We start from the raw sequence: 15,251 nt of genomic DNA, 5'->3' as shown, positions 1-15,251 counted from the left end.
TGCTGGGTGGCGACAAGGCGGGGAACTGGGAGCGCTGGTACGAGAAGAACGTTCCGCTGGCCGAACAGCTTTATACCGTCTACACCAGCGATAGCAAGGAACGCGAGGCGGAGTGGGCCGAACTGGTCGAGTTCATCCGCGATGACTCTCCATACCCGACGCTCGGCGTGGTGTCGGGGAGACGGCGTCAGGGCAAGACGCTGCTCCTCGGCTCCATCGCCGATCCGGCTGATCCTGTGCGGCTCCGCCCTCACGTTCATGGGCGGGCTGCTCGCCGGCAACGCGCCGTTGCGCGGCAGGGCGGGCCTGGAACTGGTCGTCCCCACTCTGGACTACCGACTGGCCGCTGATTTCTGGCAGATCAGCGACCCCCGGTTCGCTCTCCTCACTCACGCCGTGCTCAAGGGAGGCCAGCTGTTCGAGGTGCTCTATCGGCAGCAGGCTCAGCCCGAGTCTGGTGAACGATAGCGGGAAGACGGCCAGGGGCCCAGCTGCGAGAGCGGCCAGGCTCCAAGGATCGCGGCAGCCCTTCGATCAGCGTGCTCACCTCGTCGGTGACCGCTCAAAAACAAGGCGCGCTCGCCGGAGCCTGTCCGGATCGAGCGCGCCGCGTGGTCGTTGCTTCGGTGTACAGCTCACTTGGTCAGGGAGCGGCCGGTGGCCCAGACGGCCAGGCCGGCGACGACGCCGAGGGCCGCTCCGATCCACAGCACGCCGGTGGTGCCGGTCGCCGTGACGATGACGCCGCCGACCGCCGCGCCCGCAGCGATCGCCAGGTTGAACATCGAAGTGTTCAGCGCGGTCGCGGCCTCGGCCGCCTCGGGAGCGGCCTTGAAGATCCAGCTCTGCACGCCTACCGGCACCGCGCCGAAGGCCAGGCCCCAGAGGACCAGCAGCACCAGGCCGCCGACCGGCGTGACGCCGACCAGGGGGAACAGGGCCAGGGAGGCGGCCAGCATCGCACCCGCGCCGATGAGGGCGTGGCGCGGGTCGCGGGCGGCGGCGGAGCCGGCGACGAAGGTGCCGAGGATCCCGGCGACGCCGAAGGCCAGCTGAGCGGGCCCGATCAGGGTGGTGTCGAGCCCGGAGGTCTGCTGAAGGATCGGGCTGATGAAGGTGAAGGCGGCCCAGTGCGCTCCGACCAGCAGGAACGTGGCGGTCACCGCGGCGCGCACGGCGGGGTTACGCAACTGGGCGAGCAGGGTGCGCGGTGAGACCGTCGTGGTGGCGGGCAGCTTGGGCAGCAGGGCGTACAGAGCGACGGCGACCAGGACGCCGAGCGCGGCGACCACACCGAAGGCGATCCGCCAGTCGGTCAGCCCGCCGATCAGGGTGGCGGCGGGCACGCCCAGCACGTTGGCGGCGGTGGCGCCGCCGAAGGCCAGCGAGGTGGCGCGGGGAATGTGACGCTCGGGGACGAGCCGGACGGCGACGCTGGCGGCCAGCGCCCAGAAGCCGCCGATGGCGATGCCGACGAAGACGCGGGAGACCAGCAGCACACCGAAGGTCGGGGCGAGCGCGGACGTGAGGGTCGCCACCAGCATGACGGCCAGCAGGCCCAGCAGGACCAGTCGCCGGTCGAGCCGCCTGATGAGCATCGGCAGGACCGGGGCGGAGATCGCCGCCAGCAGCCCCGGCAGGGTCACGGTCAGCCCGGCCAGCCCTGCGGAGACGCCCAGACCGCCGCTGATAGCGGTGAGCAGGCCTACGGGCAGCGATTCGACCGTGACCATGGCGAAGGTGGCGGTGGCCACCGCGATGACGGCCAGCCACTGCCTGAGCGGAACGTTCGGTGAAGCAGCCGCCGGAGTCGCACTGCCGACGGGTGCCGTGTCCATGAGCATGACATCCACCTCTAAATCTCAACGTTGAACTTTTCAACATTGAGGATCGTAGAAGATGGGTTACCTTAGTGTCAAACACTTCAATGTTGAGGAGTTCTGATGGAGCAGACCGAGGACCACGTCGACCAGGTAGTGCGTCAGTGGCGGGCCGAGCGCCCCGACATCGACCCCTCCTCCATGGGCGTGATCGGCCGCATCTCCCGCGCCGCTCAGACGCTGAGCAAACGCCATCGTGCCGTGTTCGCCCGTCACGACCTCCAGCCCTGGGAGTTCGACATCCTCGCGACCTTGCGCCGGTCGGGACCGCCGTACCGGATGACCGCCGGAGCGCTCGGCGGCGCGTCGATGGTCACCTCCGGCGCGATCACCAACCGCATCGACCACCTCGTGAGCCGGGGCCTGGTCACCCGCGAGACCGACCCGGACAACCGCCGCAGCGTCCTGATCACCCTCACCGACGCCGGCCTCGACGTCATCGACCGGGCCGTCACCGACCACGTCAGCGGCCAGGCGGAGTCCCTGGCGGCACTCTCTCCGGGCGAACAGGACCAGCTGGCCGCCCTGCTGCGCAAACTCCTGCTGAGCCACGGGGACACCCCGGCCCGGACTCAGGCAGGCGTGGCGTCATCACGCAGATGACCGGTCGTCCCGCGCCGTGCCCGTACCGGAGCCCAGGTCCAGCACCCGTTCGGTCCGGCCGTCTTCGGCAGGCATCGCGTCGATGATGGCGCGGGCGCGGGAGGCCACCACGCCGGCCGCCATCCGGTCGGTCAGGATGTAGAGACGGTTGTCCAGGATCCCCTCGACGACCTGCTCTCCCACCGTGTCGATGTCGCGGCCGTGAACAGCGATGATCTCGGCTCCCTGTCGGGCCAGCTCCGCCACCCGCGCCCGCTCCCCGGGCGGCACGATGTCGTCGGGCGCTGCGTGCAGGCTGTTGGTCGTGATTGCGGTGGCCACGAGGCCCGGGAGGAGCACGCTCGCCCCGATGGCGGCGCCTTCGTCGCGCAGGCCGTGGTGGAGCGTCTCGGTCAGCGCGATGACGGCTGCCTTGGAGGCGGTGTAGCCGTAGGCGGCGCTGCGGCCAGGGAAGACGCCCAGGCCGGCGACCGAGGCGGTGTTGACGATGTGGCCAGGCCCTCCCCGGCTCAGCATTCTGGGCAGGAACGTCTGCACACCGTTGTTCACGCCGTCGACGTTGACACCGGTGATGTAGTCCCAGATCGGATAGGTGACCTGCTCGGAGACCTTGCGCAGGCCGAGGCTGACGCCGGCGTTGTTGATCAGCAGGGAGACCGGGCCGAGTCGTTGCTCGGCCTGGTCGGCCACAGCGGCGAAGGCGGCGCGGTCGCGAACGTCGAGCTCGAAGGTCTGTACGCTCCCGGCGTCCGGAGCGCGGGTCGCCAGTTCGTTCTTGGCCGCGTCGAGAGCCATGGCGTCGATGTCGGCGAGCGCCATGCGCACTCCCCGGCCGGCCAGGGCCCGCGCGATGCCGAGCCCGATGCCGCGCGCGCCCCCAGTGATGAAAGCCGTCGTGCCGCGCAGGTTCTCCATGCTTTCACTCCTAGGTAGAGACTCTCTCTTAGTAGAGATTCTATACGAATCACAGCAACGCTCCGGCCTTGACCGGAACCACGGAGGCGTATACATATCTATTCACAGCCAACTAAACATTCGCCCCTGAGAGGTGCAGGTGAAGGCAACCATCACGGTGCTCGCGACCGCGGCTGCGCTCGTCTTATGCCCGGCGAGCGCACAGGCCGAGGCGGGTGACGAACCGCGCTTCTCGGTGCCCGGGAGGAGCGGCGGGACCTGCGTCGACGCGCCCCTGACCATCACGTTCCCCGAGCCGCCCACCCTGGGCACCACTGGCGCGATCGAGGTGCGCCGCGCCGACGGCACGCTCGCCGACCGCATCGAGGCCGCCACCGCCACCGACGACAGGAAGAACATCGGCTCCGCCGTCTCGGACACGGGGCTGCCGCACGACTTCTCGTACGAGTCGATCATGATCGAGGGGCGCAGGGCCTCCGTCCACCTGCACCACCAGCTGGCGTACGGCCAGGAGTACTACGTCACCGTGGACCCGGGCGTGTTCGCGGGCTTCGACGGTGTACGCGACCCGCAAGCCTGGCGGTTCACGACGACCAGGCGCGAGCCCCGGCCCGCACCCGGGCCGGGCCGGCTGACCGTGTCGGCCAAGGGCGCCGGCGACTTCTGCACCGTGCAGGGCGCCATCGACGCCGTGCCTACCGGCAACACCACCCCGGTGACGATCGACGTACGGCCCGGCGTCTACACCGAGATCGTCTACGTCCGCGAGGACCGCCCGCACATCACCGTGCGCGGCGCGGGCGCGAAGCGCACGGTGATCCGCTACCCCAACAACGACCTGCGCAACGGCGACAAGGCGCTGAGCGACGGCGGTCCTGAGGACGTGTGCCCGCGCCGTGTGCTGGAGACCTCCGACCTGCACAACTGCTGGCGGGCCTCGTTCGGGGTGGACGCCTCCGACTTCCGGATGAGCGACGTCACCGTGCACAACACGACGCCGGACGGCGGCTCGCAGGCCGAGGCCTTCCGCGGCAACAACGAGCGCATCGCGCTCGAACGCGTGCACCTGCGCAGCTTCCAGGACACCCTGCGCCTGCAGGGCAAGGGCTTCGTGACCGACAGCCACATCAGCGGCGACACCGACTTCGTCTGGGGCACCGGCACGGTGTTCATCCAGGACACGGTGCTGGAGTCGACCGACCGCGGCTACATCTCGCAGAGCCGCAACGACGAGACCCGGCCCGGCACGGTGTTCGTCAGGACCAGGCTGACGCGGGCGCCCGGCGTGCCGGACGGCTCGGTCGCGCTGAGCCGCAGCGCGGTGTGGCGGTTCACGCACAGCCAGGTCGTGTACATCGACACCAGGATGGACGGCCACATCGACCCGGCCGGCTGGCAGATCGACCCGGACGACTGCGCGCAGGCCCGGCAGACGTCCTTCTGGGAGTACGGCAGCACCGACCTGTCGGGCCGCCCGATCGACACCTCGCAGCGGCTGGCCTGCTCGCGTCAGCTCACGGACGCCGAGGCGAGGCAGTGGAGCGACCCGGCGTACGTGCTGGGCGGCTGGGATCCGGAGCGGGGCCACCACGGAGAGCACGGGAGCGGATCTGATGCACACGAATGACGAGACGGGCCACGACGCGACCGGCCCCCTGAGTGACGCCTTGAGCAACGCGGCGAGCCGGCGCGGCGTGCTGGGCGGGATGCTGGGCGGGTTCGGCGCGGCCGTCGTCGCCGGCACGGCGGCGCCGGCGACGGCCGCCACGACCCAGGCCACGACACACAGCACGGCACAGGGCGAGACGGGGGCGGCCGCAGCGGCCAAGCGGCCGGCGCGGCCGGTGGCGCCGGTGAACCAGGAGGTCGCCGCCAGGTTCGGTCCCGAGTACCGGACGTTGCCCGAGGCCGTGGCGGGCGTCGACATCGAACCGCTGATCGGCGTGCACTCGGCCGCCGACATCGCGGCCCGGCGCAGGGCCATGGCGGACTACATCTGGAAGGGCGCGGGCCTGCCCACGTCGCTGCCGGAAGTGGACGAGGGCTTCGACGCGCCCGACTTCGCCTCGCTGACGGGCGTGCGCAGGATCGACCGGCTGACGGTCCCGCTGCGCTACCGCGTCTCGGCCACGGTGTACGACCTCCTGCCGCGCAAGCGCTGGAACCGGCGGCTGGCCCTGTACCACAACGGGCACGGCGAGCCGTTCGACACCATGCTCCGCACCGTCCAGGCGCTGCTGGACCGGGGTTACCGGGTGATGGTGTACGCGATGCCGTTCCACCACTGGAACGCCCAGCAGATCGCCGACCCCGACGACCCGGACACGCTGCTGCCCGGCCCGTCGCACCGGGAACTGCCGCCGTGGGAGCGGGCCGGGTTCTCGACGCTGACGTTCTTCCTCGAACCGGTCACCGTGACCCTGAACTACGCGCAGGCGACGTACCGGCCCGCCTCCGTGGAGATGGTCGGCCTGTCGGGCGGCGGCTGGACGACCACGGTGTACGCGGCGCTGGACCCGCGGGTGACGCGCAGCTATCCGGTGGCCGGGTCGCTGCCGTTCTTCCTGCGCCCGGCCTCGCCCAAGCCGAGCCCGACGATCGGCGACTTCGAGCAGACCAAGGACGCGCTGCCGGGCTTCTACGCCGCCGGGTCCGACGACTTCCTCGACATGTACGTGCTGGCCTCGGTCGGCCGGGGGCGCGGCCAGTTGCAGATCCTCAACCGGTTCGACGACTGCTGCTTCAACGGGGTCGGGCACCGCGCCTACCACGCCCCGGTGCGCGACCGGGTGGCGCTGCTCGCGGGCGGGCGGCCCGAGCAGGGCCGGTGGGACATCCTCGAGGACGCCACGCACGAGGACCACACCATCTCGCCGTACGCCCTTTCCGTGATCCTCTGGGATCTTGACACCTCAAATATCACAACCTAATATCGGAATATAGATACGTTCTTGAATAAATATTCGGGCGGAGGATTGCGTGGCGGTCAGGACTTTTTCCCAACGGCGCCGGGTGATCGTGAACACCGACGCCAAGAATGAGGCGGACGACCAATTCGCGATCGTGCACGCCCTGCTTTCCCCGAGCCTCGACATTCGAGGGCTGGTCGCCGCGCATTTCGGCAACAGACGCACCCGGTCGAGCCTGGAGGAAAGCCGGGAGGAGATCGAGCTGCTGCTGCGGCTGATGAAGCTCGACGGCCAGGTGCCGGTGGCCGACGGAGTGCCGTACGCGCTGCCCGACGTCGGCACCCCCGTCAGGACGCCCGGCGTGGAGCTGATCATCTCCGAGGCCATGCGCGACGTGGAGGAGCCGCTGTTCGTGGCGTTCCTCGGCCCGCTCACCGACATGGCCTCGGCCCTGATGCTGGAGCCGCGCATCGCCGAACGGGACGTCACCGTGGTCTGGATCGGCGGCGGCGGTTACGACGGCAGGGAGGGCGAGCCGGGACGTCCCGAGTTCAACCTGTCCAACGACATCGTGGCGGCCAACATCGTGTTCTCCTCGTCGTTGCGGGTCTGGCAGGTGCCCGCGCCGACGTACCGGATGATGGCGGTCGGCTACGCCGAGCTGGACGAGAAGGTCGCCCCGTACGGCGAGATCGGCGACTACCTCGTGCGCCAGCTCGTCGAGTGGAACGAGAGCCGGCACGGCGGGTCGATCGAGTTCCGCGTGCTGGGCGACTCCCCCGCGATCGGGCTGATGCTGCACCCGGCGTGCGGGACGTGGGTGGAGCGCCCCGCGCCGAACTTCCGCCACGACGGCTCGCACGACTTCTCCGCCGCCAACCGGCCCATCCGCACCTACGACTCGATCGACGCACGGTTCATCCACGAGGACTTCTTCGCCAAGCTGCGGGCCTTCGCGCAGAGGAGGGTGTGACATGAGCGCGCTGACGTTCGGCGCCGGGATATGGGCGTTCGGGCAGATCGTCGACCGGTACGCGACCGACGGCTACGGCCCGTCCCGGACGATGACCGAGATGCTCGACCTGGCGGCCTCCGTGGACGGGCTGGAGTGCCTCGACATCAACGTGCCGTTCGCCGAGGGCGTCTCCAAGACCTCCGAGCTGGCGGCGGCGCTGGCCGAGCGCGGGCTGCGGGCCAGGGCGATCACGCCGCACCTGTACACGCGGGAGTTCGCCAAGGGCGCCTTCACCAACCCCGACCCCGCCGTGCGCGAGCGCGCCGTGGAGCGCGTGCACGAGGCCGTCGCCGTCGCGCGGGAACTCGGGGCCGGCTACGTGAAGTTCTGGCCCGGCCAGGACGGCTTCGACATGCCGGGACAGGCCGATTACGCACGGCTGTGGGACCTGACGGTCTCCGCGATCCGCGAGACGGCCTCGGCGCACCCGGACGTGCAGTTCGCGATCGAGTACAAGGCCAAGGAGCCGCGGGTGCGCATCACGCTCTCCGACGCGGCCCGCACCCTGCTCGCGATCGAGGAGGCCGGGCAGCCGAACGTCGGCATCGTCATGGACTTCGGCCACTCCCTGCTCGCCGGCGAGACGCCCGCCGAGGCGGTGCAGCTCGTGCACCGGCGCGGGCGGCTGGTGTCGGTGGAGCTGAACGACAACTGGCGCGGATGGGACGACGACCTGCCCGTGGCGTCGGTGCACCTGTTCGAGACCATCGAGTACCTGCTCGCGGTGCGGCGCATCGGCTGGAGCGCGCCGGTCCTGCTCGACCAGTTCCCCTTCAGGGAGGACCCGGTACGCGCGCTGTCGCAGAGCATCGCCACGATCCGCGTGCTGGAGCGGGTGTGCGACCGCGTCGACCTCGACGCGCTGCGTGAGGCGCAGGAGCGGCAGGACGCCCTCGCGGCGCAGGCGCTGCTCTGGTCGGCGCTCGCAACCGCCCGCGAGACGCCGTGACCCTCGCCCAGGCGTCCGGCGGCCTGCTGCTGCCCGACCACGACGCCATCGGCGCATGGCGCCGGCTGCGCGACCGGCTGGCGCACGCCGACCGGGCCGCCCGCGCCGCCGCGCTGGCCGCGCTGGCGGTCGGCATCAGGCGTACGGCGATCAGCACGATCCACGCGGCGGGCCTCGGGCACACCGGGGGCGACCTGTCCGTCACCGACATCCTCACCACGCTGTACGGCGCCGTGCTGCGCATCGACCCGGCCCGACCCGGCTGGCCCGAGCGCGACCGCCTCATCCTGAGCAAGGGACACTGCTCGGTCGCCCTCTACACCACGCTCACGACCTGCGGTTTCTTCCCCGCGGACCGGCTCGCCACGTTCGCCGCGCCGATGTCGCCGCTCAACGGCCACCCCAGCCGCAGGGCGGTGCCGGGCGTCGAGACCAGCTCGGGCCCGCTCGGGCACGGGCTGCCCGTCGGCGTCGGCGTGGCGGTCGGCCTGCGCCTGCGCGGGTCACCGGCGCGGACCGTGGTCGTGCTCGGCGACGGCGAACTGCAGGAGGGCAGCAACTGGGAGGCCGCCATGACCGCGGCGCACCGGGGGTTGTCGTCGCTGACGGCCGTCATCGACCGCAACGGGCTGCAGCAGGGCGCCCGTACCGGCGACACCAACGACCTGGAGCCGCTCGCGGACAAGTGGCGGGCGTTCGGGTGGGAGGTCGCCGAGGTCGACGGCCACGACCATCTGGCGCTGCTGGACGCCGTGACCGCGCCGCACGCCGGGTCGCGGCCGCGCTGCGTGATCGCGAGAACCGTGAAGGGGCGAGGGGTGTCGTTCATGGAGGACCGGGTGGAGTGGCATCACAAGGTGCCGGACGCCGAGCAGACCCGCATGGCGCTCGAGGAACTGCGTTGACCGTCGAGGAGACGTACGACTGCAGGGACGCCTTCGCCGCGGAGCTGGCGCGGCTGGCCCGCGCCGACGACCGGATCGTGGCCGTGTGCAACGACTCGGTGGGGTCGAGCAAGCTGGCCGCCTTCGCCCGGGAGTTCCCCGACCGGCTGATCAACGTCGGCATCGCCGAGCAGGACATGGTGGGCATCGGCGCGGGGCTGGCCAACGCGGGGCTGGTGCCGTTCGTGTGCGGGGCGGCGACGTTCCTGACCGCGCGGGCGCTGGAGCAGATCAAGGCCGACGTCGCCTACAGCCTGGCCAACGTCAAGCTGTGCGGGATGAGCCCCGGCCTGGCCTACGGCGCGCTCGGGGCCACCCACCACTCGACCGAGGACCTGTCGTGGTTGCGGGCCATCGCCGACCTGCCCGTGGTCGTGCCCGCCGATCCCGCGCAGACCAGCGCCGCCGTCCGGTGGGCGGCCGGGACGACGGGGCCGGCGTTCCTGCGGATCGGCCGTTTCCCCGTGCCGGACGTCTCGCCGCCCGGCGGGCCCGCCTTCACCTACGGGCGGGCGGCGCGGCTGCGGGACGGCGCGGACGCCACGCTCGTGGCGACCGGCACCATGGTCAGCCGCGCCCTGCGGGCCGCCGACCTGCTCGCCGTCCAGGGGGTGGACGCGCGGGTGGTGAACGTGTCCACGATCAGCCCGCTCGACCGCGACGAGATCGTCGCCGCGGCCCGGCAGACCAGGGCGGTCGTCACGGCCGAGGAGGCGGTGCCCACCGGCGGGCTGGGGGCGGCGGTGGCCGAGGTCGTGCTGGAGGCCAGGCCGGTGCCGATGCGGCTGCTCGGTCCCCGTACGTTCGCGCCGACCGGGGAGACGGCGTTCCTGCTGGAACACTTCGGGCTCACCGCCGCGGGCATCGCCCGTTCGGCGCTGGAGGTGCTGGGCCTTGACGACGGGTGATCCGCTGGTGCTGGGTGTCGACCAGGGCACCAGCGCGACCAAGGCGATCCTCGTGGACGTCGCGGGCGAGCCGGTGGCGCGGGCCTCCGCGCCGCTCGCGCAGCGGCATCCGGGGCCGGGCCTGGTCGAGCAGGACGGCGAGGAGGTGTGGCGCAGCGTCCTCGACGCGGTGTCGGGGTGCCTGTCCGGGGTGCCGCCGGGACGGGTGGCCGCCGTGGGGCTGAGCGTGCAGCGGGAGTCGCTGATCCTGTGGGACCGCGCGTCGGGCGCGCCGCTCGGCCCGCTGGTGAGCTGGCAGGACCGCCGGGGTGCGGACCTGTGCGCCCGGCTGGCCGCCTCCGGCGCGGCGCCCATGGTCCGCCGGATCAGCGGCCTGCCGCTGGACCCGATGTTCTCCGCGGCCAGGGCCGCCTGGCTGCTCGGCCACCACGGAACCCGTGACGGTCCCTGTCTGGGGACGGTGGACTCATGGTTGTTGTCCCGGCTGGGCGCCGGGCACGTGATCGAGGTCGGCAGCGCCTCGCGTACGCAGTTGCTCGACGTGCGGGCCCGCCGCTGGAGCCCCGAGCTGCTGGAGCTGTTCGGCATTCCCGAGGAGTCCCTGCCCGGGATCGTCCCGTCCGCCGGGGCGCACGCGGACGCCGCCGCGCTGCACCCGTCGCTGGCCGGGGTGCCGGTCGGCGCGGTGATGGGCGACTCGCACGCCGCCCTGTTCGCGCACGCGGCCGGCCGTCCCGGGCGGGTCAAGGTCACGTACGGTACGGGCTCCTCGGTGATGGGCCTGGCCGGCCCGGACGCCGGCGAGGACGAGGGGTTGTGCCTGACCATCGGGTGGCAGGACGACGAACCCGCGTACGCGCTGGAGGGCAACGTCCTGGCCGCCGGGGCGACGCTCACCTGGCTGGCCGGGTTGCTCGGCACGGAGCCGGGGGAGCTGGCGCGGCTCGCGACGCGGGGGCGCAGGGGCGCGGTGCACCTCGTGCCCGCGTTCGGCGGTCTGGGCGCTCCTTGGTGGGATGATCGGGCGGTGGCGGTCATGGCGGGGTTCGGGCTCGGCAGCCGCAGGGAAGATCTCGCGAGGGCGGCGGTCGACTCGATCGCGCTGCAGGTGGGCGACGTCGTGACGGCCCTGGAACGGGCGTCGGGCCCGGTGGAGGAGCTGCTGGCCGACGGTGGCCCCACGGCCAACGCCGACCTCATGCAGTGGCAGGCCGACGTGACGGGGCGCGCGGTGCGGGTGGCGCGGCAGCCGGAGCTGTCCGCTCTGGGGGCCGCTCACCTGGCCGGGGTGGCGCACGGTGTATGGTCCCGCCGGGAGCTGTCCGGGCTGCCCCGCCACGGCCGGCGCTACACGCCCGGCCTTCCGGTGTGCGAGCGCCGCCGCGCCCTAGCAGAATGGCACTCGGCAGTGGCCCGGGCTCGCCACCGGACCAGCAGGAGCGGCGGAGCCGAAGCGGAGGCCAGCGATCGTGGGAGCTGACAGTCAGTTCGAGAAGAGCCGTGGCGGCGGGGAGCCCGTGAGATACACCGGGCGCCGGATCAGCCAGGAGTCCGAACGCATGCGGCTGCTGGTGCGGGTCGCGCGCCTCTACCACGAGCACGGCGTACGCCAGCCGCAGATCGCCGCCCAGTTGCGCATCTCGCAGCCGCGGGTGTCCCGGCTGCTCAAGGAGGCGGCGGAGATCGGGATCGTGCGCACGGTCGTGGTGGTGCCGAGCGGCGTGCACGCGCTGCTGGAGGAGGACCTCGAGCGGAAATACGGCGTGGAGCAGATCATCGTCGTGGACGCCGCGGGCGACAACCACGACGTGGTGGCCGCGCTGGGCTCGGCCGGGGCCACCCATCTCGACGCCACCCTCATCGGCGGCGAGCACCTCGGCATCTCGTCGTGGAGCGCGAGCCTGCTGGCCACGGTGGAGGCCATGCAGCGCCGTCCCGTGCGGGTGGCCGAGGAGGTCGTGCAGCTCATCGGCGGGGTGGGCAAGGGGTCGGCGCAGGTGCAGGCCACCCGGCTGGCCGCCCACCTGGCGGACCTGACGGGCGCCGAGCCGGTGTTCCTGCCCGCTCCCGGCCTGGTCAGCACACCGGAGGCGCGTCAGGCGCTGTCGGAGGACCACGTGGTGCGGCAGGTCGTCGACGCGTGGTCGCGGCTGACGACCGTGCTGGTCGGCATCGGCAGCCTCGACCCGTCGCCGTTGCTGCGTGACAGCGGCAACGCCATCGACGAGGAGGAGCTGGAGACGCTGCGCGGGCTGGGCGCGGTGGGCGACGTGTGCCTGCGCTTCTTCGACGCCGAGGGCCGGCTGGTCGACTCGCCGCTGGAGCGGCGCATCCTCGGCATCCCGGCCGCCGACCTGCTGCGGGTGCCCCGGCGCATCGCGATCGCCGGGGGCCGGCGCAAGACGGCCGCTATCCGGGCGGCGCTCAGGGGCGGCTGGGTGAACACCCTGATCACCGACGTGGGCGTGGCCGAGCAGCTGCACAAGGACTGACCCCGCTCCCCCGGGCGGCGATCCCGCCCTGGGCTCTCTCGTGCGCAAGGCCGCCGGGCATCTGGCTCGGCGGCCTTCGTCGTCTCCGCTCCCAGGGCGCCGTGACGGGTCTGTTAACCGACTGTTTCATCCGCGTACGTAACCGCTCTTGACAGCCACAACCGTGTCGTTCACGATGTGATGAATCCACTCCATTCATGCGTGAATAAAAATTCTGAGCAAACGCCGGCGTGGTTCCGGAGTCGTGCCGAAAGAGGGCACAGCCCTGTCTATTCGGGGCGGAAAGAGAGCGTTTCGCATGACCGAGGCCCTTGGCTTCGATCGCCAACATTCATCATTCAGCCGCCGGAATTTCGTGCGATCCGCGGCGTTGGCCCCGCCCGCTGTGGCGTGGGCGGGCACGTCGAGCGGCACATCGAGCGTGGCGGCGAAGCCGAGCCCGAGCCCGAGCCCCACGGTCGAGGCGAAGGAGCGGGCCAAGGGCGTGCCCGCCTTCCCCGGCGCCGAAGGAGCCGGGATGTACACCACGGGCGGCCGGGGCGGCGCCGTGTACGAGGTGACCACCCTTGACGACGACGGCCCAGGCTCGTTACGCGAGGCGGTGGCGAAATCCGACGGGACGATCGTCTTCCGGGTCGCCGGCAACATCCGGATCCAGGGCGGCCTCGACATCACCGGCTCCAACCTCACCATCGCCGGCCAGACCGCTCCCGGCCACGGCGTCACCGTCATCGGCAACGAGACGCAGATCAAGGGTGACAACATCATCCTGCGCCACCTGCGCTTCCGCGGCGGCGACGAGCTCGGCACCCCCATCGACACCTTCGGCGCCCGCGACGTGCGCGACCTCATCATCGACCACTGCTCGTTCAGCTGGGGCGTGGACGAGTGCTTCTCCGTCTACGGCAACACCAACGTGACCGTCCAGTGGTGCATCATCTCCGAGGGCCTGGTGAACTCGGTGCACCCCAAGGGCCGCCACGGCATGGGCGGCCTGTGGGGCGGCGACACCATCACCTACCACCACAACCTGCTCGTCCACGAGAACGGCCGCAACCCGCGCTTCAGCTTCACCGAAGGCATGAGCCTGGTCGTGGACCACCGCAACAACGTGATCTACAACCCCGGCATCACCTCCTGCTACGGCGGCGAGTGGTCCAACGGCATCAACATCGTCGGCAACTACTACAAGCCCGGACCGAACACGCGGCCCCCGATCGCCAGGACGATCGTGGCGCCAGGACGCTTCGGCCAGTGGCACGTCAGCGGTAACACGGTCGAGGGCCACGACGACATCACGGCCGACAACACGCTCGGCATCACCTACCCGGTCGGCGGCATCACGCTGCTGCCCAGGCCGGTGGAGTTCGAGCACGGCATCACGGAGCAGACGTCGGCGCAGGCGTACGCCACGGTCCTGGAACAGGCCGGAGCCACCCTGCCGCGGCGGGACGCCATCGACGCCCGGCTGGTCAACGAGGCCCGCACCGGCACGGGGCGGCACATCAACTCGCAGAAGGACGTGGGCGGCCCGCTGCCGACGCCGACCGAGGTGCCCGCCCCCGCCGACAGCGACCACGACGGCATGCCGGACGACTGGGAGACCGCGCAGGGGCTGGACCCGGAGAACGCCGACGACGCCAAGGCGGTGGACGGCAGCGGGTACACGAACCTGGAGCGCTACCTGAACTCCGTCCAGCGGGCCGGGGCCCGCAACCCCGAGGTGGCGATCCTGTCCCCCAAGGCCGACCAGCTGTTCGCGGCCGACCAGGACAAGCAGTCCATCGTGGTCAAGGCCGACGCCAAGGCCCTGGACGGCGCGTCGATCGCCACGGTCGAGTTCTTCCACGGCGACAAGAAGATCGGCGAGGCCACCGCGGCGCCGTACCAGGTGACCTGGGCGGACGCGACCGACGGCAGCTACTGCCTGACGGCCCGCGCGACCGACAGCACGGGATCGGCGACCACCTCGTCGCTGGTGCCGATCCACGTCACCCGCACCAGGACCCACAAGCCGTGGACGGCGCAGGACATCGGCGAGGTGCCCATCCCCGGGAGCACGGCGCTGAAGGACGGCGTGCTCACGTTGAAGGGATCAGGGAAGATCGCCGGCTGGAAGGACTCCTTCCACTTCGCCCACCAGGCGGTCGGGTTCACCAAGCGGGGGCAGGTCGTCGAGATCACCGCACGGCTGGACAGCATCAGCACGGGCCACATCGACGCCGTGGCGGGCGTCATGGTGCGCCAGGACCTCGCGCCGAACTCGCCGTTCATGATGGCCGGCATCGGTTACTCCGCGAGCGGCGACGACGGCGGCGGCCTGCGCGCCAAGGCCATCAGGGTCGCCCAGAACGGCAAGGAGCCCAGCGTCGGGCTCTGGCCGTACGACGAGGATCCGCTGAGCGTGAAGCCGTACTGGCTGCGCCTGGTCTGCCGGAGCCTGCCGACCGGCGACCACGAGTTCGAGGCCTTCCTCTCGGACAACTCGCTGAACTGGGACCGCATCGGCTACGAGCGCATCGCGATGCGCAGCGGCCGGTTCTACATCGGCCTCGCGGTCGACGGGAACCAGGAGGCGATCGCCGTCCGCACCTACACCACGGCGCGGTTCAGCCTCGTGAAGATCAATGGCTGAC

At 71.4% G+C, this 15,251-nt stretch carries 13 protein-coding genes; 11 read left to right on the top strand and 2 right to left on the bottom strand.

What is annotated here, in order from left to right; translation table 11 throughout:
- Positions 1 to 258 precede the first annotated feature (258 nt).
- Positions 259 to 468 (top strand): hypothetical protein, encoded by a 210-nt coding sequence (locus tag E1295_RS49690; protein ID WP_181958040.1) that lies wholly within the window; start codon positions 259 to 261, stop codon positions 466 to 468.
- Positions 469 to 635: 167 nt separating this feature from the next.
- Here the strand turns inward: E1295_RS49690 and E1295_RS24785 are convergent, their stop codons facing one another.
- Entirely contained in the window at positions 636 to 1,844 is a 1,209-nt protein-coding gene (locus E1295_RS24785) for an MFS transporter (protein WP_181958039.1), read from the bottom strand.
- 99 nt (positions 1,845 to 1,943) lie between these two features.
- On the opposite strand from E1295_RS24785, the gene E1295_RS24780 reads away from it, so the two are divergent.
- Positions 1,944 to 2,483 (top strand): MarR family winged helix-turn-helix transcriptional regulator, encoded by a 540-nt coding sequence (locus E1295_RS24780; protein ID WP_132633140.1) that lies wholly within the window; start codon positions 1,944 to 1,946, stop codon positions 2,481 to 2,483.
- Here the strand turns inward: E1295_RS24780 and E1295_RS24775 are convergent.
- Positions 2,472 to 3,398, bottom strand: coding sequence for an SDR family NAD(P)-dependent oxidoreductase (locus E1295_RS24775; protein WP_132633138.1), 927 nt, complete (start codon positions 3,396 to 3,398; stop codon positions 2,472 to 2,474). The genes E1295_RS24780 and E1295_RS24775 overlap by 12 nt on opposite strands.
- 139 nt (positions 3,399 to 3,537) lie before the next feature.
- On the opposite strand from E1295_RS24775, the gene E1295_RS24770 reads away from it, so the two are divergent.
- The 9 genes from E1295_RS24770 to E1295_RS24730 all read left to right on the top strand — a co-directional run bounded on the left by E1295_RS24770 (position 3,538) and on the right by E1295_RS24730 (position 15,250).
- Positions 3,538 to 5,025: a pectinesterase family protein gene (locus E1295_RS24770; RefSeq protein ID WP_132633136.1), complete on the top strand. Its 1,488-nt coding sequence runs from the start codon at positions 3,538 to 3,540 to the stop codon at positions 5,023 to 5,025.
- Positions 5,012 to 6,328: a hypothetical protein gene (locus E1295_RS24765; protein WP_132633134.1), complete on the top strand. Its 1,317-nt coding sequence runs from the start codon at positions 5,012 to 5,014 to the stop codon at positions 6,326 to 6,328. The genes E1295_RS24770 and E1295_RS24765 overlap by 14 nt, the downstream gene beginning before the upstream one ends.
- Positions 6,329 to 6,410: 82 nt before the next feature.
- Positions 6,411 to 7,280 (top strand): nucleoside hydrolase, encoded by an 870-nt coding sequence (locus tag E1295_RS24760; RefSeq protein ID WP_220448876.1) that lies wholly within the window; start codon positions 6,411 to 6,413, stop codon positions 7,278 to 7,280.
- Between the two features lies 1 nt (position 7,281).
- Positions 7,282 to 8,271, top strand: a complete 990-nt coding sequence (locus E1295_RS24755) for a sugar phosphate isomerase/epimerase family protein (RefSeq protein WP_132633130.1) — start codon at positions 7,282 to 7,284, stop codon at positions 8,269 to 8,271.
- Complete coding sequence (locus E1295_RS24750; RefSeq protein WP_220448875.1) at positions 8,268 to 9,176, top strand: transketolase; 909 nt, start codon at positions 8,268 to 8,270, stop codon at positions 9,174 to 9,176. The genes E1295_RS24755 and E1295_RS24750 overlap by 4 nt, the downstream gene beginning before the upstream one ends.
- Positions 9,173 to 10,123, top strand: a complete 951-nt coding sequence (locus E1295_RS24745) for a transketolase family protein (protein ID WP_220448874.1) — start codon at positions 9,173 to 9,175, stop codon at positions 10,121 to 10,123. Before E1295_RS24750 ends, E1295_RS24745 begins: the two co-directional genes overlap by 4 nt.
- Positions 10,110 to 11,603, top strand: a complete 1,494-nt coding sequence (locus E1295_RS24740; RefSeq protein ID WP_132633126.1) for an FGGY-family carbohydrate kinase — start codon at positions 10,110 to 10,112, stop codon at positions 11,601 to 11,603. Before E1295_RS24745 ends, E1295_RS24740 begins: the two co-directional genes overlap by 14 nt.
- A gap of 37 nt (positions 11,604 to 11,640) precedes the next feature.
- Positions 11,641 to 12,615, top strand: a complete 975-nt coding sequence (locus tag E1295_RS24735) for a sugar-binding transcriptional regulator (RefSeq protein WP_246080316.1) — start codon at positions 11,641 to 11,643, stop codon at positions 12,613 to 12,615.
- Positions 12,616 to 12,985: 370 nt separating this feature from the next.
- Complete coding sequence (locus tag E1295_RS24730) at positions 12,986 to 15,250, top strand: Ig-like domain-containing protein (protein ID WP_132633124.1); 2,265 nt, start codon at positions 12,986 to 12,988, stop codon at positions 15,248 to 15,250.
- Position 15,251 lies beyond the last annotated feature (1 nt).

The sequence above is a fragment of the Nonomuraea mesophila genome (genome assembly GCF_004352805.1).
GTDB lineage: Bacteria > Actinomycetota > Actinomycetes > Streptosporangiales > Streptosporangiaceae > Nonomuraea > Nonomuraea longispora.
This window is presented reverse-complemented; position numbering and strand designations above follow the sequence as displayed.